20 protein-coding genes are annotated in these 17,034 nt (G+C 36.6%); 18 read left to right on the top strand and 2 right to left on the bottom strand.

The genetic code is table 11. From position 1 onward, the window contains the following. Positions 1 to 193: 193 nt before the first annotated feature. The 10 genes from rpmE to NKR20_RS02640 all read left to right on the top strand — a co-directional run bounded on the left by rpmE (position 194) and on the right by NKR20_RS02640 (position 7,830). Positions 194 to 394: a 50S ribosomal protein L31 gene (gene rpmE / locus NKR20_RS02595; protein WP_097071668.1), complete on the top strand. Its 201-nt coding sequence runs from the start codon at positions 194 to 196 to the stop codon at positions 392 to 394. Positions 395 to 504: 110 nt separating this feature from the next. Further along, positions 505 to 1,077, top strand: a complete 573-nt coding sequence (locus NKR20_RS02600; protein ID WP_121214058.1) for a thymidine kinase — start codon at positions 505 to 507, stop codon at positions 1,075 to 1,077. A 180-nt stretch (positions 1,078 to 1,257) separates the two neighbouring features. Beyond that, on the top strand, positions 1,258 to 2,334 hold the full coding sequence (prfA, locus tag NKR20_RS02605) for a peptide chain release factor 1 (RefSeq protein ID WP_253423272.1): 1,077 nt from the start codon (positions 1,258 to 1,260) through the stop codon (positions 2,332 to 2,334). Then, on the top strand, positions 2,321 to 3,184 hold the full coding sequence (gene prmC, locus NKR20_RS02610; RefSeq protein WP_253423275.1) for a peptide chain release factor N(5)-glutamine methyltransferase: 864 nt from the start codon (positions 2,321 to 2,323) through the stop codon (positions 3,182 to 3,184). Before prfA ends, prmC begins: the two co-directional genes overlap by 14 nt. Before the next feature lie 44 nt (positions 3,185 to 3,228). Continuing rightward, positions 3,229 to 3,852, top strand: a complete 624-nt coding sequence (locus NKR20_RS02615; protein WP_253423278.1) for a stage II sporulation protein R — start codon at positions 3,229 to 3,231, stop codon at positions 3,850 to 3,852. Between the two features lie 104 nt (positions 3,853 to 3,956). After that, positions 3,957 to 4,991, top strand: a complete 1,035-nt coding sequence (locus NKR20_RS02620) for an L-threonylcarbamoyladenylate synthase (RefSeq protein ID WP_121214054.1) — start codon at positions 3,957 to 3,959, stop codon at positions 4,989 to 4,991. Between the two features lie 142 nt (positions 4,992 to 5,133). Then, positions 5,134 to 5,646, top strand: coding sequence for a manganese efflux pump MntP (locus NKR20_RS02625; RefSeq protein ID WP_253423280.1), 513 nt, complete (start codon positions 5,134 to 5,136; stop codon positions 5,644 to 5,646). Positions 5,647 to 5,662: 16 nt separating this feature from the next. Further along, positions 5,663 to 6,115 carry a low molecular weight protein arginine phosphatase gene (locus NKR20_RS02630; protein ID WP_253423283.1) on the top strand — a complete coding sequence of 151 codons (453 nt, stop codon included), beginning with the start codon at positions 5,663 to 5,665 and terminating at the stop codon, positions 6,113 to 6,115. Continuing rightward, entirely contained in the window at positions 6,112 to 7,407 is a 1,296-nt protein-coding gene (locus NKR20_RS02635; protein ID WP_253423286.1) for a methyl-accepting chemotaxis protein, read from the top strand. The genes NKR20_RS02630 and NKR20_RS02635 overlap by 4 nt, the downstream gene beginning before the upstream one ends. 66 nt (positions 7,408 to 7,473) lie before the next feature. Then, complete coding sequence (locus tag NKR20_RS02640) at positions 7,474 to 7,830, top strand: c-type cytochrome (protein WP_253423289.1); 357 nt, start codon at positions 7,474 to 7,476, stop codon at positions 7,828 to 7,830. Positions 7,831 to 7,973: 143 nt separating this feature from the next. Here the strand turns inward: NKR20_RS02640 and NKR20_RS02645 are convergent, their stop codons facing one another. Together NKR20_RS02645 and NKR20_RS02650 are read right to left on the bottom strand one after the other, a co-directional pair. Continuing rightward, positions 7,974 to 9,494, bottom strand: coding sequence for a hypothetical protein (locus NKR20_RS02645; protein WP_253423292.1), 1,521 nt, complete (start codon positions 9,492 to 9,494; stop codon positions 7,974 to 7,976). A gap of 2 nt (positions 9,495 to 9,496) precedes the next feature. Next, entirely contained in the window at positions 9,497 to 10,135 is a 639-nt protein-coding gene (locus tag NKR20_RS02650; RefSeq protein WP_253423295.1) for a hypothetical protein, read from the bottom strand. A 378-nt stretch (positions 10,136 to 10,513) separates the two neighbouring features. Between NKR20_RS02650 and rpiB the strand changes: the two genes are divergently transcribed. The 8 genes from rpiB to atpE all read left to right on the top strand — a co-directional run bounded on the left by rpiB (position 10,514) and on the right by atpE (position 16,947). Then, positions 10,514 to 10,951, top strand: coding sequence for a ribose 5-phosphate isomerase B (rpiB, locus tag NKR20_RS02655; RefSeq protein ID WP_253423300.1), 438 nt, complete (start codon positions 10,514 to 10,516; stop codon positions 10,949 to 10,951). Between the two features lie 9 nt (positions 10,952 to 10,960). Next, positions 10,961 to 11,515, top strand: a complete 555-nt coding sequence (locus NKR20_RS02660; RefSeq protein ID WP_253423303.1) for a TIGR01440 family protein — start codon at positions 10,961 to 10,963, stop codon at positions 11,513 to 11,515. Between the two features lie 91 nt (positions 11,516 to 11,606). After that, positions 11,607 to 12,869 carry a serine hydroxymethyltransferase gene (gene glyA / locus NKR20_RS02665; protein ID WP_121214045.1) on the top strand — a complete coding sequence of 421 codons (1,263 nt, stop codon included), beginning with the start codon at positions 11,607 to 11,609 and terminating at the stop codon, positions 12,867 to 12,869. A gap of 225 nt (positions 12,870 to 13,094) precedes the next feature. Next, positions 13,095 to 13,724 carry a uracil phosphoribosyltransferase gene (gene upp / locus NKR20_RS02670; RefSeq protein ID WP_121214044.1) on the top strand — a complete coding sequence of 210 codons (630 nt, stop codon included), beginning with the start codon at positions 13,095 to 13,097 and terminating at the stop codon, positions 13,722 to 13,724. A 165-nt stretch (positions 13,725 to 13,889) separates the two neighbouring features. After that, positions 13,890 to 15,011: a non-hydrolyzing UDP-N-acetylglucosamine 2-epimerase gene (gene wecB / locus NKR20_RS02675; protein WP_301285877.1), complete on the top strand. Its 1,122-nt coding sequence runs from the start codon at positions 13,890 to 13,892 to the stop codon at positions 15,009 to 15,011. A gap of 513 nt (positions 15,012 to 15,524) precedes the next feature. Next, the gene (locus NKR20_RS02680; protein ID WP_121214042.1) at positions 15,525 to 15,911 is read left to right on the top strand and encodes an ATP synthase subunit I; all 387 of its coding nucleotides are present in this window, start codon (positions 15,525 to 15,527) and stop codon (positions 15,909 to 15,911) included. A gap of 13 nt (positions 15,912 to 15,924) precedes the next feature. Further along, positions 15,925 to 16,650: a F0F1 ATP synthase subunit A gene (atpB, locus tag NKR20_RS02685; protein WP_121214041.1), complete on the top strand. Its 726-nt coding sequence runs from the start codon at positions 15,925 to 15,927 to the stop codon at positions 16,648 to 16,650. Positions 16,651 to 16,722: 72 nt separating this feature from the next. Next, positions 16,723 to 16,947, top strand: a complete 225-nt coding sequence (gene atpE, locus NKR20_RS02690; RefSeq protein WP_097071686.1) for a F0F1 ATP synthase subunit C — start codon at positions 16,723 to 16,725, stop codon at positions 16,945 to 16,947. Positions 16,948 to 17,034 lie beyond the last annotated feature (87 nt).

Consider the following 17,034-nt stretch of genomic DNA (forward strand, 5'->3'; position numbering starts at 1 on the left):
TGGACAAATTCTAAGCATGAATCGACAAACTATGTAAATGGCAAATATTTTTCCTTGCGATAAGTAATATTACTTGCTATAATCTTTTAGGTATGTAACGTGTGCATATATAACTGGCATATTCGGGTTATGTAAGGCACAGTACGAATAATAACTCTGTTCCGGATGGTTCAGGGCGAGAGGAGAAACGAATATGAAACAAGGAATTCATCCAGATTACAAAACTGCAACAGTAACTTGCTCTTGCGGTAACACTTTTGAAACTGGTTCAGTAAAAGAAAAAATCACTGTTGAGTTTTGCAACGAGTGCCACCCATTCTATACTGGCCGTCAAAAATTCGCGTCTGCTGACGGACGTGTGGATCGTTTCAACAAAAAATACGGTCTTAAATAAGAATTTTATAAAATGCCTGCCAAGCAAATGCTGGCAGGCATTTTTTAAGTTTTACGATAAAGGTTTGTTCGTCCAACGATGATGAAATTGAAGAAATGAGGTATTCTTGAATGGCGCAATTATTTTTTAAACATGGTGCTATGAATAGTGGAAAGTCTATTGAAATTCTTAAAGTTGCTCATAACTATGAAGAACAAGATAAACCAGTATTAATTTTTACATCAGGAATCGATACGAGAGATGAAGTAGGTTACGTATCTAGCCGAATTGGACTTCGCCGTAAAGCAATACCTGTTTTTGATGAAACAAACATTTTTGAATACGTGAAAAACTTTCCAGGAAAATTATATTGTGTTTTAGTAGATGAAGTGCAATTTCTAACAAAAGAACATGTTTTACAATTAACTAAAATTGTCGACATTTTAAATATACCTGTAATGGGCTTTGGATTAAAAAATGACTTCCAAAACGAACTGTTCGAAGGTAGTCGTCATATGCTCATTTATGCGGACAAAATCGAAGAGATGAAAACGATTTGTTGGTTCTGCCATAAAAAAGCAACAATGAATTTGCGTGTTGATGAAAATAACAAACCTGTCTATACAGGAGAACAAATTCAAATTGGTGGCAATGATACATATTATCCAGTTTGTCGCAAATGTCATGTAAATCCACCTTTATAAAAGGTTGTAATTTCTTTATACTAAGAAAGAAAAAAGCAATTGGCGGATAAACGCCTCGATTTGGCGGATAAATTCAAAAGTTTGGCGGAAAAACCCCTCAAATTGACGGATAAATACCCATTTTCGGCGGATAAACGCTAGTACACATAAATTATAATAATCAAAACAAGAGGTGAAATCATGTTTGATCGTCTACAAGCGGTTGAGGACCGTTATGAAAGATTAAATGAATTATTAAGTGATCCGGATATCGTAAGTGATAGTAAAAAACTTCGTGAATATTCAAAAGAACAATCAGATATTCAAGAAATGGTAGAAGTGTATCGTGAATATAAAAGTGTGAAACAACAATTAGCCGATACGAAAGAAATGCTAGAAAACGAAAAAGATCCAGATATGTATGAAATGGTAAAGGAAGAATTTAACGAATTAAATGCGCAAATTCCAGCATTAGAAGAACGCCTAAAAATCCTTCTTATTCCGAAAGACCCGAACGATGATAAAAACGTTATTATGGAGATTCGCGGTGCTGCAGGTGGGGACGAGGCAAATATCTTCGCAGGAGACTTGTTCCGTATGTATTCTCGTTATGCAGAAGCTCAAGGTTGGAAAATTGATATTATGGAAGCAACACCGAATGCAATGGGTGGTTATAAAGAGGTAATCTTTATGATTAACGGCCAAGGAGCATACTCAAAATTCAAATTTGAAAACGGAGCGCACCGTGTTCAACGTGTACCAGCAACAGAATCTCAAGGTCGTATCCATACTTCTACAGCAACAGTTGCATGTCTTCCAGAAGTAGAAGATGTGGACGTTGAAATTCATGAAAAAGACATTCGTGTTGATACATTTGCATCTTCTGGTGCAGGTGGGCAATCCGTTAACACGACAATGTCTGCTGTTCGTATGACCCATCTTCCTACAGGTGTAGTTGTTTCGATGCAAGATGAGCGTTCACAAATTAAAAACCGTGAAAAAGCGATGAAAATTTTACGTGCTCGTGTTGCCGATATGTATCGACAAGAAGCACAAAAAGAAATTGATGCAACACGTAAATCAGCTGTTGGTACGGGAGATCGTTCTGAACGTATTCGCACATATAACTATCCACAAAATCGTGTCACAGACCATCGTATTGGTTTAACTTTGCAAAAGCTTGATATTATCATGGAAGGCAAGTTGGACGAAATTATCGATGCATTAATGTTAGAAGAGCAAGCATCGAAACTTGCCCACTTAAATGATGAAGCATAAAACTATTTTTGAGGCCCTCAAATGGGCTTCTTCTTATTTAGTGGACAAAGGTCGTGACGAAAATGCTGCAAGACTATTATTGCAGCATATTTTACAAACGAATTATTCTGGATTAATGATGCGAATGCACGATGCAATTTCGAACGAAGCACTCGAACAATTTGAAAACTATGTAGAGCAACATGCAAAGGGGCGCCCTGTGCAATATATTACAGGGGTTGAGGAATTTTACGGAAGACAATTTACTGTAAATGAATCGGTATTAATCCCACGACCAGAAACGGAAGAATTAATTGTTGCCGCGCAAGAACGTATCCACAAATTGTTTGGCAAAGCCGCTCCTATAAAGATTGCTGATATCGGAACAGGAAGTGGTGCTATTGCTATTACAATGAAGTGCGAAATGCCAAACGCTGAAATTACTGCAACAGATATTTCTGAATCTGCTCTTGAAACAGCCCGTCTTAATGCTAAACAACACAATGCCCAAATAGATTTCCGTCTGGGTGATTTAACAGAACCACTTCAGAACGAAAAGTGGGATGTCATTTTATCAAATCCACCTTATATTAGCTATGATGAAGCAAAAGAAATGTCAGAGGTTGTTTTAGAGCATGAACCACACTCTGCTCTTTTTGCTGAGGAAGACGGACTCATCTTGTATCGAAAACTTGCAGAGCAACTGCCACCTTTATTAAAAAAGCCAGCATTAATTGGTGTGGAGATTGGTCATTTGCAAGGTGAAGCGGTTGCGAATTTCTTTAAATCTAGCTTTCCAGAAGCAAAAATAGAAATCATAAAAGATATTAATCAAAAAAATCGTTTTGTTTTTTGTGAAATTGATGTATAAAAAAATCTCTTCCTGCCAATTATGATGTCAGGGAGGGATTTAATATGTTAAACGATTACGAGATTACAAGAGTGGAAAACGATGAGAAGGTAAATACGATTTTAAGTCTACTAAAACTAGTAGCTATTTCAGTAGCGATATTATGTTCAATCATTTTATTGCCAGATTTATTCGACAAAGTTTATGAAACTAGAGAAAGTGCAATAGATGATTCATTAAAAATTCGTGTAGTTGCAAATAGTAATACAACTGCCGATCAACAACTAAAAAATGAAATTGTGGATAGTTTACAACCAATTTTTACGCAAATTCAGAAAAATGAATTAAATGGTGTGGATAACGATGAAAGTTATGCACAATTGGTAACTTTCGTACAAAAGCATTATCCACAAGAAGAAATTAATATTAATATTGGAGAACATTTAATACCACCAAAGTTTGATGCAAACACGTTTTACCCACAAAATGTGTATAATTCTCTTGTATTAACAATAGGAAGCGGTCGTGGTGACAACTGGTGGTGCAGTATTTTCGGAAATGTTTGTGAAAGTGCACAAGCAAAAGAAGATACAAAACAAGATACAAAAGAAGTTGCGAAAGAAGAAGAAAAAGACGAACCAGAAGTGAAGTTCTTTATTTGGGAATGGATTAAAAAATTATTTAGCTAAAAGTTTTTTCAAACAATTTAGAAAGTTGTACACATAAGTTGATAAGTTATCCACAAATTGTGTATAACTATGGAGTAATACTCAAAAATAAAGGAGGGAGTAGGATGGAGACTTTCCGATTGCTTGTGGATAAAGATGGGGATAATGAACAGATTTATTCACAAGCTGTGGATTTATTAGAAAATGGGGAAGTTGTAGCCTTTCCAACCGAGACTGTTTATGGACTAGGCGCAGTTGCAACAGATGATCGGGCGGTAAAGAAAATCTTTGAAGCAAAGGGCCGTCCATCTGATAACCCATTAATTGTACATATTGGTTCTATTGAAGAAGTATCTAATTTCATAGAAGAGATTCCTCAAAAGGCAAGCAAGCTGATGGAGATTTTCTGGCCGGGAGCGTTAACGCTTATTATGAAAGTAAAACCAGGTGTATTTGCCCCGAGCGTTACAGCAGGGTTATCCACAGTTGGTTTACGTATGCCGGATCATGAGGTTGCATTAAAACTACTGAGAAAATTAAAAAAACCAATTGCAGCTCCAAGTGCGAATAGAAGTGGGAAACCAAGTCCTACGAAAGCAATTCATGTTGAAGAAGATTTGCGTGGAAAAATCCCGCTTATACTTGATGGGGGTACTACTGGCATCGGTTTAGAATCAACAGTGTTGGATATAACAGTTAACCCGCCAGTCATTTTACGTCCAGGTGGAATTACAAAGGAAATGCTCGAAGAAGTAATAGGTGAAGTGATTTTACCGAATAAGGAGCAACAACAACTTGAATCAACACCAAAGGCACCAGGAATGAAGTACACTCACTATGCTCCAGAGGCACCTGTTTATTTAATTGAAAGTGATCAACAAAAAGTGGAAAAAGCCATTGCCCAACTAAAAAATGATGGAAATAAAGTAGCTTTACTTGCTCCGTCAAATTACCACGCTATTGGCGCCGACTATTTCTTTACGTTCGGTATTGAGGGTGACCAAGAAAGAATGGGAGCAAAACTATATGATGATCTCCGCGCTTGTGATAAAACAGAAGCAAATATCATTCTAGTAACTACTACCTCAACAGAAGGAGTAGGGGCGGCAATCATGAATCGACTAGAAAAGGCTTCTGGTGGGAAATGGTATACAGTTTAAAACATAGGTTAGTAATTAGGACATGACTAATTGCTAACCTTTTTTATTCTTACTTTAAAATCTATGTCGATGAAAAGCCATGATATTGTAAACTTTCTACGCATAAGATGGTAGAAATCTTAAATAGGAAAGAGGACAATATTTGCAGGAAATATTAACGGGTCTCATTGTCGCTTTAGATGTTGTTGCATTATATTTACTACTACCAGATGTGAAAAAACGTTTCTTACTCTCTTTATGGACAGCAATTTTACATATGATATTCCCAATAATCGGTTATAATTTAGGTAACTGGATGTTATCTATTTTAACTCAGTGGTCGAATCTAATATCTAGTATTCTTTTGTTTTTTATTGGTCTTCAGTTAATACTATCGACAAAAAATCGCCAAGTAATAGCGATACCTCTCGTAATTTTAGCAATAACAGCAAGTTTAGATACCTTTTCAGTTAGCATTTCTTTTGGTATGCTAAACTTACAAAAACATTTATTTATAATGAGTGCAGGTATATGGACGTTTGTCCTATCTTATATATCGCTCTATCTTGCCAAAAGTCATTTCCCTATTAAAGGGGATATTTTGAAATGGATTGCAGGAATATCACTATTAACAATTAGTATCCTTACTTTTATTAACAGTCTTGATAATACTTAAAAGGAAGAGTGACAGCATGAATATCTATTTTATATGTACAGGTAACACATGTAGAAGTCCAATGGCTGAGGCCATTTTAAAAGCACGAAATATTCAAGGGGTTCAAGTAAAATCTGCAGGAATCTATGCACTGGAAGGGGGAGAGATATCTGAGAATGCCAAAGCAATATTAGCGCAAGATCAGATTCAGTTTGAACATATTACATCTCAAGTAAAGCAACAAGATATTGAGTGGGCCGATTTAATCCTTACGATGACATTGGCGCATAAAAATATGATTTTGCAATCGTTTCCAAATGTTCAAAATAAAACATTTACTTTAAAAGAATATGTTGCTCCATATAGTTCCAAAGATGTATCGGACCCATTTGGAGGAGATATTAATACGTATAGACAAACATATGAAGAATTATCGAAATTAATTGACGAATTACAACATAAGATTGCTGGGGGTTGTACTACTGAATGAAGAACAATAAAAACTTTAACTTACGCAGAAAGTTAGTTTTATTCGTTGGCGTATTAGCAATTATTACGTACTCAACTAGTTTTATATTTATTCATTATTTGCATCCAATGTTCTTCTCAAAATTTATACCAAATCTTATAGTATTTGAATTTTTAACATATGCTTTAGGTATTTTATGGTCTTGTATTTTAGCAGCTATTTTTAGTGTGGTATTAGTAAAACCATTACAAAAACTCGAAGAATCAGCAACCCTTGTTGCAGAGGGGAAAATTGGACGAGATGTGGAAGTTAGAAACTCTCATGATGAAATTCAATCTGTTGCGGAAGCATTCCAATTAATGCTGACGAACTTAAGACAAATGGTTGATAGTATTGAAAAGAACTTCCAAACAACAAATGAAACGATTATTAATCTATCAAATCAAACAGAGTCTGCTTCAAGAAAAGCAGAGGGAATTGCACACACAGTAAGTCAAATTTCTGAAGGAGCAGAGGCTTCTGCAGTGGCAGTTCAAGAAACAGTAGAAGCAATTGAAGATGTTCGATTACTTGCATCAGAAGTAAATGAGCGAGCACTCAATTCAGCTACACAATCTAAAAAAATTATTGGAAACTTAGAGTCAACTACTGATTCGATTCAAGGCTTAGTAAGTAGTATTCAACAAATTGCAAATGGAAATGAAAAAGCGTTAGACAGTATCCATCAACTTGAGAAAAATGCGGAACAAATTCAACAAATTATTAGTTTAGTAGGCGATATTGCAGCTCAAACGAATTTACTCGCTTTAAACGCTTCAATTGAGGCAGCAAGAGCAGGGGAACATGGTAAAGGGTTTGCTGTCGTTGCTGAAGAGGTTCGTAGTTTAGCAGATGAAAGTGGAAAAGCAGTTCAAGGAATTACGGCGTTAATTAAAGCAATGCAAGAAAATGTGAATCTCGTTGTAAAACAAATGAATGAACAAGTAACTTTTGCTGTGAAAGAATCTTCAAAAGTCTCTCAAACTACTGCGATTGTAGAAGGAATGGCGTCAAGAGTTCGGGAAATGGCAGATGCCGTTGTGGATATTTCACAATTAGTAGAAAGACAAATGATTAATATCGAAACAACTGCTCGACAATCTCAAGAGGTAGCGGCAATTGCTGAACAAACATCAGCAGGAGCTCAAGAAGTTCGTGGCTCAACAGAAGAACAAGCCTTTGCCATCGAACAAGTAGAAAAACTATCTCAAGATTTAAAACGTCAATCTGAGGAATTATATCGCATGATTCAACAATTTGACCGTTCAAATTAAAATTCCATATTTAACCAATAGTGCTATAATAGTTATAGCACTATTTTTTTATGGAAGGGGATTGTTATGAAGGGGAATGGATTCATTAAAATTCTACTAATTAGTTGTTTTCTTCTCATTTTAATAGCTGGTTGTAGTGAAGATGAAAAGGAGTCAACAGCAGAAACAAAAAGTACACAACAAGAAGAAGGACAAGCTTTGGATGAAGCGTTAGTAGCAGAGGGAGAAAAAATCGCGAAATCTAGCTGTATTGGTTGTCATGGGGTTGATTTATCAGGCGATATTGGACCAAACTTACAAAACATTGCGTTATCAAAAGAGCAAATTGTTGAGGTTTTAATAAAGGGAAGAAAAACAATGCCACCAGGAACTGCAAACGGAAATGAAGAAGCCGTTGCGGAATATTTGTTGTCTTTAAAATAACCAACGCTGTAATACATAAGAGAAGACGTAATCACTATAAATGAAGTGCGGCTTACCACAGTAAGCAGCGAATTTTTTTGTAAGAAATCATTGTGAATTTATCCATTACAAAAAAGTGGACGCCTTAATGACGTCCACTTTTGCTATTCAGTAATTTCAAACATAGTTCGAATCGCTGGGATTCCTGTTCCAGGATGATCTTCGCGATAAGTCAGCATTGGTCTTAAATAATAAGTTGGTTGTGTTTGTTGACCCTTATAGATAGATGGGTAAATATCGATAAATTGGTATCCTGGTTCGCCAGTTGCTTTCAATCGTAATTTGATTGTTCCTTGGCTATTAAATCCACAAATATATCCAATATAAGAGTTATTATATAGTACCCCTAAAGCATTATCGAATTCTGTCCATCCTGAACCTTTAATTTCAATAACAAACTCAGTTCCTACAGGACCAGATGATGGTGTTACTGAAACGATGGAAGGTAAAATTCTTAAATAGGTTTGACCGTAAACTTCATCCCCAACCTTCAAGTCGATTAGGTGAGGAAGCCCACCTAAATCATCTGGAATATTAAATTGATGAGTTAAATTACCATTAGCATCCGTTTTTCCTTCGCCAATATCAAATACTTCCTCGCCATAGCCTTCAGCCGTTACGCGAGTTCCAACCATAGTATGCCAATCAAACTTAATCGTTTCATTTTTAGGTAAACCGGAAGCTGTTAACACTACAGGTTCGCCAACTGTTCCTTCCGATTTGTCGATTGAAACAGAAACCCCATCTTTATTCACAGGGTCAGGTAATTTAATTCCGCCGTTTGCAGGTTCTGGTGCTTCTTCGACATAGGAAGCGGTTGTAATTGGCTGATCTCCTGTCACTTCAAAATTGAAATAATGTGTATCGATATAATTGATTGCAGAACTACTTCTACTTAAGTATGGGAAGCCCATTGCACCACTTTCTACTGTGATGCTGTGTAATCCTTCATTACCAGCCGCGCGTACAACAGCTTTTGCTTTTCCGTTTGTCGTAATTGCTGTAATAATTCCTGAGAAGTTGTTATCGTAGTTTAAATGCCATAAACTACCGAACATTTTCCAGCTTAACCCTTCACCAGTAACAGTAATTTCAGTACCAGGTGGGCCGGATTCAGGACTCATTGTAAAGACCGTTTCTACGAACACATTCGCTTTTCCAACGACTGTATCTTCCTGATAAATTAATAAGTCGTGATCGTCACCAAAGCCATCTGGAATAGTAAAAGTGCCTTCCCATTTTCCTGCACTATCAGCAGTACCTTCTGCAACCGTTTTTTCTACAGGTTCGTAAGTAGTACCAATAAATGAATAATTATCTTCAATTTGATAGGAACCAATCATATCTACCCATACTAATTTTACAGGTAAATCAGGTTTTAACGATTCTGCTGTAACTTTTATTTCATCTCCAATGCGTCCGCTTGCATTATCTAATGTAATTTTTCCTTGGAGATTTATTTCTGTTTCTTTTTCTTCAGGTTTTGTAGTTTCGTTTGCTTCTTTAGATTCAGACGAATTTGTTGTTTCATCTGGTGTTTTTGATTTCTCTTCGTTTGCGGCATCAGTACATCCGCTTACTATGAATAGTAGTATAAATAGTGCTGCGGTTAGATATTTTTTCATTTCTATGCATCACCTTCTCCGTCTGCTGGTTGCTGTTCAGCGTTCTCTCCTCCGCCTTCAGCTTCTTCTTGAGCTTTTGCTTCAGCAGCAGCCTTGGCTTCTGCAGTTAATTTCTCTTCAGCACCTTTTTCAAGAATCGTTAATTTAGATAAAGAAACATTAAATGGTTCATGGGTATACTCAGTACCATCAACATCAGCAATGATTTTATAATCAAGTGTTCCTGTTGGGAAATCGTCTGGAATTGTCCATAAAACTGTCCAGAGTATCGTGCCTTCTTCACCATGAGGGCCCATTTTCATTTCATATTCTTCACCATTACCTAAAACAACTTTTACCTTAGCGTCTTCAATTGTTTCGTTTGTTTTACTATCGATAACATTTGCGCGGAAGACTATACTATGGCCACGTTCAAATCGACTATCCACAACACAAACTGCATCGGCTTGGAAGTGGGAATTAATCGTATCTCCTTTCACAACAACAGCAGGTACTTCACTAGCTGCTGTCTCAGTTGTTTCAGTATTTGCTGGACTTTGTTCGGAATCTACTACTTGAACGTCCTCTTCTGTACATCCCGCTGCAATCATTGATGCTAGTAAAGCGCTTGCAATTAAACTTCCCTTAGCTTTCCACTTCATAACATTCCCCCTAATTAAATGTAATTTATCCACCATTTTTTCCAAAATAATGAAGTTACTTTCTATTATAATATTGGTGAATTTTTAGTCAATGGACAAAGTTTTGTAATATTCAATGAATAATAGTGAAAAAAGTAGAATTTTCACTATTCTTTGACACATCTCCTTGGATAAATTTATTCGGTTTAACAATAAAATTTGAATGATTTATATTGAATTTCGTGTTAATATCAACTTAAAAGTGAACAATTTCATGTATGTAAGCGAAATCATTCGTATTTTCAGAAGAAGTTTATCGTTTTCTATGTAAAATTCATGTTATTCTTCAGCATTTAGTGGTACACTGATGATGAAACAATCGCGTAGGAGGTTACAAAAGTGAAAATCGCAATTTCTTCTGACCACGGTGGGAATAATTTACGTAGAGAAGTTATGTCACTTTTAGATGAACTAAACATTAGTTATGAAGATTTTGGCCCACAAAATTCAGATTCAGTGGACTATCCTGATTTTGCAAAACCGGTTGCGGATGGCGTAGCTAGTGGGAAGTTTGATCGTGGTATTTTAATTTGCGGAACTGGCATTGGGATGTCAATTGCTGCAAACAAGGTAAAAGGAATTCGTTGTGCTTTAGTACATGATGTGTTCAGTGCAAAAGCAACACGTTGTCATAATGATTCAAACATTTTAGCAATGGGTGAACGAGTAATTGGTCCAGGGCTTGCTTGTGAAATTGTAAAAGCTTGGCTTGGTACTGAATTTGAAGGTGGTCGTCACACTCGACGCATTGAAAAAATTACAGAACTTGAAGGGTAAGTGACATCTATGTCGTTTCAACATCTACAAGATCAATTAGCTCAATTGCTTAATGAAATGGAACAACAAGTCGATTTTCAACCAAAGCAATTATTCGTCATTGGTTGCTCTACATCTGAAGTTGCTGGTTCTAAAATCGGTACTGCAGGTGCAATGGAAGTGGCAGAAGTACTTTATGCAGAATTAAAAAGTTTTGCTAAGAAACACGATTTATACTTAGTTTTCCAAGGCTGTGAACATATTAACCGTGCCTTAACTATGGAATATGAAGCAGCGTTAAAGTATTCATATGAGCCTGTTACTGTAGTTCCGGTGAAACATGCAGGCGGATCCATGTCAGCATACGCTTATACACAAATGGAAAATCCAGTTGTCGTAGAACATGTACGCGCCCATGCAGGTATCGACATAGGACAAACAATGATTGGAATGCATTTAAAAGAAGTGGCTGTACCAATTCGAACATCTATCCGTCAAATTGGGGATGCGATTGTTACGGTGGCAAAAACTCGACCAAAATTAATCGGTGGAGAACGAGCTATTTATATAAAAGTAGAAGAGTAGTACAAGGTGTTTTCAGATAAGTTTGATAAAAATCTAAATTAAGATTTTTTCACTATATAAAATTTACAAGATTCTTAGGGGGATTTGAACAATGGCATACGAAAAACTAGCAGCGCAAGACAAAGCGGTACTAGAAGGAATTTTAGCGGAGAAAAAACGTCAACAATTAAATATTGAGTTAATCGCATCAGAAAATATTGTTTCGGAAGCTGTAATGGAAGCACAAGGTTCTGTATTAACAAATAAATATGCAGAAGGTTACCCTGGTAAACGTTACTATGGTGGTTGCGAACACGTTGACGTAGTAGAAGATATCGCACGCGATCGTGTAAAAGAAATCTTCGGAGCTAAATTTGCAAACGTACAAGCCCATTCAGGTGCACAAGCTAACATGGCTGTATACTTTACACTTTTACAACCAGGCGATACAGTACTTGGTATGAACTTATCACATGGTGGTCACCTAACACACGGTTCACATGTTAACTTCTCTGGTATTCAATACAACTTCGTAGAGTATGGTGTAACAAAAGATACAAACGTAATCGATTATGAAGATGTTCGTGCAAAAGCGTTAGAACATAAACCAAAATTAATCGTTGCTGGTGCATCTGCTTATCCACGTGAAATCGACTTTAAAAAATTCCGTGAAATCGCGGATGAAGTTGGAGCATACTTCATGGTAGACATGGCACACATTGCAGGTCTTGTTGCTGCAGGTGAACACCCATCACCAGTTCCTTATGCAGACTTTACAACTTCAACAACACATAAAACATTACGTGGTCCACGTGGTGGATTAATTTTAACAAACAATGAAGAGTTAGCGAAAAAAATTGACAAAGCTGTGTTCCCTGGAATTCAAGGTGGTCCATTAATGCACGTAATCGCTGCTAAAGCAGTAGCATTCGGTGAAGCATTACAACCAGAATTCAAAGAGTACGCAAAACAAATTAAAGCAAATGCTCGTGCTTTAGCTGAAACATTATTAGCAGAAGGATTAGAGCTGGTATCAGGTGGTACTGACAACCACTTATTACTAGTAAACGTAAAATCTGTAGGTTTAACTGGTAAAGTTGCAGAACATTTACTTGATGAAGTAGCAATCACTGCTAACAAAAACACAATTCCTTACGATGAAGAAAAACCTTTTGTAACAAGTGGTATCCGTTTAGGTACTGCTGCAGTTACTTCTCGTGGCTTTAAAGAAGAAGACCTTAAAGAAGTAGGTTTAATCATCGCCAAAGTTCTTAAAAACCCTGAAGATGAAGCAGTTAAAGCTGAAGCTCGTGATCGCGTAAAAGCTCTTACTGACAAATACCCAATCTATGAAGATTTAGTAACTAATATCTAATCGATTTTGAATCCTCGCTCATAATAGGGCGAGGATTTTTTATGTGAATTTCAACAGTATCTAGCATGCCGGCACTGTGTAATTTCATTCTGAGTTAATGAAGTGTCCATAGTTTTTCTTTTTTCGACATTATGTTTTATGTTTAAACATTTTTTGATATACTATGCTAGATATAAAGTGAATCTTCATTATATAGATGGGGAAAATAGTTAGGAGCGAACAACATTGAGCAAAGTTTATGTATTTGATCACCCACTAATTCAACACAAATTAACGTATATTCGTGATAAAAACACAGGAACGAAAGAATTCCGTGAACTTGTAGACGAAGTAGCAACTTTAATGGCTTTTGAAATTACACGTGATTTACCAGTAGAAGAAATTGAAATCGAAACTCCAGTTCAAACGGCAAAGGCTAAAGTTCTATCTGGTAAAAAAATCGCTCTAGTTCCAATTTTACGTGCTGGTATCGGAATGGTAGATGGAGTATTAAAATTAATTCCAGCTGCAAAAGTAGGTCATATTGGTTTATATCGTGACCCAGAAACTTTAAAACCAGTAGAATATTATGTAAAACTTCCTGCTGATGTTGAAGAACGTGAATTCATCGTGGTGGACCCAATGCTTGCAACAGGTGGTTCTGCTGCAGAAGCGATTCATTCATTGAAAAAGCGTGGAGCTAAAAATATTAAATTTATGTGTTTAATTGCGGCCCCAGAAGGTGTACAAGCACTTCAAGAAGAACACCCTGATGTGGATATATATATTGCAGCGTTAGATGAAAAACTTAACGACCATGGTTACATTGTTCCAGGTCTTGGTGATGCTGGCGACCGTTTATTTGGTACGAAATAATAATTTGTTAAATAATTTGTAGGGAACCGCCCATATAAGGCGTGAATCCGCCTATAAAAGGTGGAAAACCGCACATAACCACACCAAAACCGCTCATAAAAAATCAATTTGCGTCCTTCGTCTAGGCGAAGGGCGCTTCACAATTTAAAAGGATGGTGCAAGACATTGACTAAAAAGTGGAAAGTAATGACGATTTTCGGAACAAGACCTGAAGCGATTAAAATGGCACCGCTTGTTCTAGAATTGCAGAAACATCCAGATAAAATCGAATCAATAGTTACCGTTACTGCACAACACCGCCAAATGTTAGATCAGGTACTTGAAACATTTCAAATTCAACCTGATTATGATTTAAATATAATGAAAGAACGTCAAACTTTAATTGATGTTACAACAAATGCACTTAAAGGTTTAGATGAGGTCATGAAAGATGCAAGACCTGATATTGTGTTAGTTCATGGTGATACATCAACAACATTCGTAGGAAGTCTTGCGGCATTCTACAATCAAATCGCAATCGGTCATGTAGAAGCAGGTTTACGTACTGGGAATAAATACTCGCCATATCCGGAAGAAATGAATCGCCAACTAACTGGTGTAATGGCAGATTTACATTTTGCTCCTACAGAAAACTCAAAAGATAACTTGTTAAAAGAAAATAAAAATAGTGAAAATATTATTGTTACGGGAAATACTGCAATTGATGCATTAAAAACTACTGTTAGAGAAAACTACACACATCCTGTACTGGACCTAGTTGGGGATAATCGAATGATTTTACTTACAGCCCATCGAAGAGAAAACTTAGGTGAACCAATGCGTAACATGTTCCGTGCAATTAAACGATTACTTGGCGAACATGACGATGTTCAAGTAGTTTACCCTGTTCATTTAAATCCAGCTGTAAGAGAAGTTGCGGATGAAATATTAGGCGACGATCCTCGAATTCATTTAATTGAACCTTTGGAAGTACTAGATTTCCATAATTTTGCTGCCCGTTCGTATATGATTTTAACGGATTCAGGTGGCATCCAAGAAGAAGCGCCATCGTTAGGTAAGCCAGTACTAGTATTGCGAGATACAACAGAACGTCCAGAAGGAATTGCGGCGGGTACTCTTAAATTAGCAGGTACAGAAGAAGAAACAATCTATCAATTAGCAAAAGAATTACTAGAAGATGCTTCAGCATATGAAAAAATGGCTCATGCTTCAAATCCATATGGTGATGGATACGCTTCGGAGCGAATTGTCAAGGCTCTAATTAGCTTTTTAGAAAAAACTTTATAATATTAAGCGATAGTGAGCATAATTTTGTTGAAAAATTAATATTCCATACATTTTTAACAAGATAATTGAACATAACTTACAACATAAATTCAAATTGTTATCATAAATTTGTCGACAATTTGACAAGATTAGAGTTGATGTGAAGTTTTTCACCGGAACCAATTGACATCAAATTACCCCTATTGTATGCTTACAAAGGGTAAGAAAGATAGGGGTTTTGAGTCCGGAAATGGTCCCGAAACGCTTGTTATATCAAGTTTCTACTAGGTTGACAGTTGAAATTAATCAATTGTCAATTTGCAACGTTTTCAAGCGTCTGAATACTTAATGATTGCATTGGAGAAAATGTGGTAATAAGGAAGGAAATTTTCGAAATTTCGACAAATTTCTGATTAAAACAAGATTTTCCAATTCCAATTTTCCACATGCATGTCAATACACCACGCTTGATTTCCTTAAAGTAGAGAGCGATTAAACACATTACTCGAAAAAGATTTGGGAGATAAATTGCCAATGCTAGATTTGCATCACATTTTCGCTATGCAGAAAAAAGCGTTATTTTTTTTGCTTGCTCTTTGTGCATTAGGTTGGGGGTTCACCTCACATCCTACAGTATTTGCTGGTATTGCTGTCGGTGCTTGCTTTGGTACATATAACTTTTGGATTCTTGTTCGAAGAATGGACAAGTTTGATCGTTCCTTAAGTGAAGGGAAAAAAGTAGTATCACTCGGTTCAGCTTTACGCTTTGGATCAGGTGTTGCAGCAGTCGCAATCGCAATTACGTTGCCACAATATTTCCACTTAATTAGCACAGTGATAGGGCTAATGATTCCATACGTGTTCCTGAGTGTAGGGGTATTCGTATATGTAGTAAGAGACAATAAGGTAACTAGAAAGTGAGGTGAATGCAAGAATGAATCATGAATCTCCAGAGTTAACGTTGGACCTAGGTGCCTTTTCACTTACGTTCAACTTATCCACAGTTTTAATGCTAGTTATCACAGCTGTTGTAGTGTTTCTAATCGCATTTATTGCAACTCGTAATTTAAAGCTGAAACCAACTGGCATGCAAAACTTTATGGAATGGGTAATGGACTTTGTAAAAGGGATTATCAAGAGCAACATGGATTGGAAAACTGGTGGTCGCTTCCACATTTTAGGGATCACTCTTATTATGTTCATCGCAGTTGCAAACTTGTTAGGTTTACCATTCTCAGGGATAGTAATTAATGATCAGTTATGGTGGAAATCCCCAACAGCTGACCCAACTGTTACATTAACATTGGCTTCAATGGTAACGGTTTTAGCTACTTGGTATGGTATTAAATTACAAGGTAGCAAACATTATTTCGGTACATTCTTCCAACCTATGTCATTTATGTTCCCATTAAAAATTATCGAGGAGTTTGCTAACACATTAACGTTAGGTCTTCGTCTTTACGGTAACATTTATGCAGGGGAGATTTTACTTGGTTTACTAGCTGGTTTAGCTGGTTCAGGCGTAGTAGGATTCGTAGGTGCTATTATTCCAACAATGGCATGGCAAGGATTCTCAATCTTCATCGGCTTTATCCAAGCCTTCATTTTCACTATGTTAACAATGGTTTACTTATCACACAAAGTGAGTGCAGACCATTAATAAAAGCTTTTAGTGTAAAACATTAGATGCTTAATAAAAAAATATAAACAATTCCAAGGAGGAAATTTTACAATGACAGGTTCATTAGGTTTATTAGCAGCAGCAATCGCAATCGGTTTAGGTGCACTTGGTGCAGGTATCGGTAACGGTCTTATCGTATCACGTACAGTTGAAGGGATCGCTCGTCAACCAGAAGCTCGTGGCGTTCTTCAAACTACAATGTTCATCGGGGTTGCGTTAGTTGAGGCCCTACCTATCATCGCAGTAGTAGTAGCATTCATCGTAATGAACCGATAATTATCGGTTTACAATGTGGCGAAGAGTTTTCCACAAGAAGAACTTCGCCATTCCTTTTGTTATAACTAATGGAAAAATTCCAGTTCT

Origin of the sequence: Ureibacillus endophyticus (assembly GCF_024159215.1) — a bacterium.
GTDB classification, from domain to species: Bacteria; Bacillota; Bacilli; order Bacillales_A; family Planococcaceae; genus Ureibacillus; species Ureibacillus endophyticus.

What these genes read in the sequence shown, in the direction of transcription:
- NKR20_RS02660 (WP_253423303.1), top strand. Translation starts at nt 10,961, where the DNA reads ATGTCGTTTCAACATCTACAAGATCAATTAGCTCAATTGCTTAATGAA.
- NKR20_RS02650 (WP_253423295.1), bottom strand. Translation starts at nt 10,135, where the DNA reads ATGAAGTGGAAAGCTAAGGGAAGTTTAATTGCAAGCGCTTTACTAGCA.
- atpE (WP_097071686.1), top strand. Translation starts at nt 16,723, where the DNA reads ATGACAGGTTCATTAGGTTTATTAGCAGCAGCAATCGCAATCGGTTTA.
- prmC (WP_253423275.1), top strand. Translation starts at nt 2,321, where the DNA reads ATGATGAAGCATAAAACTATTTTTGAGGCCCTCAAATGGGCTTCTTCT.
- NKR20_RS02630 (WP_253423283.1), top strand. Translation starts at nt 5,663, where the DNA reads ATGAATATCTATTTTATATGTACAGGTAACACATGTAGAAGTCCAATG.
- NKR20_RS02600 (WP_121214058.1), top strand. Translation starts at nt 505, where the DNA reads ATGGCGCAATTATTTTTTAAACATGGTGCTATGAATAGTGGAAAGTCT.
- NKR20_RS02620 (WP_121214054.1), top strand. Translation starts at nt 3,957, where the DNA reads ATGGAGACTTTCCGATTGCTTGTGGATAAAGATGGGGATAATGAACAG.
- NKR20_RS02635 (WP_253423286.1), top strand. Translation starts at nt 6,112, where the DNA reads ATGAAGAACAATAAAAACTTTAACTTACGCAGAAAGTTAGTTTTATTC.
- NKR20_RS02680 (WP_121214042.1), top strand. Translation starts at nt 15,525, where the DNA reads ATGCTAGATTTGCATCACATTTTCGCTATGCAGAAAAAAGCGTTATTT.
- rpmE (WP_097071668.1), top strand. Translation starts at nt 194, where the DNA reads ATGAAACAAGGAATTCATCCAGATTACAAAACTGCAACAGTAACTTGC.
- NKR20_RS02645 (WP_253423292.1), bottom strand. Translation starts at nt 9,494, where the DNA reads ATGAAAAAATATCTAACCGCAGCACTATTTATACTACTATTCATAGTA.
- atpB (WP_121214041.1), top strand. Translation starts at nt 15,925, where the DNA reads ATGAATCATGAATCTCCAGAGTTAACGTTGGACCTAGGTGCCTTTTCA.
- NKR20_RS02615 (WP_253423278.1), top strand. Translation starts at nt 3,229, where the DNA reads ATGTTAAACGATTACGAGATTACAAGAGTGGAAAACGATGAGAAGGTA.
- NKR20_RS02640 (WP_253423289.1), top strand. Translation starts at nt 7,474, where the DNA reads ATGAAGGGGAATGGATTCATTAAAATTCTACTAATTAGTTGTTTTCTT.
- glyA (WP_121214045.1), top strand. Translation starts at nt 11,607, where the DNA reads ATGGCATACGAAAAACTAGCAGCGCAAGACAAAGCGGTACTAGAAGGA.
- prfA (WP_253423272.1), top strand. Translation starts at nt 1,258, where the DNA reads ATGTTTGATCGTCTACAAGCGGTTGAGGACCGTTATGAAAGATTAAAT.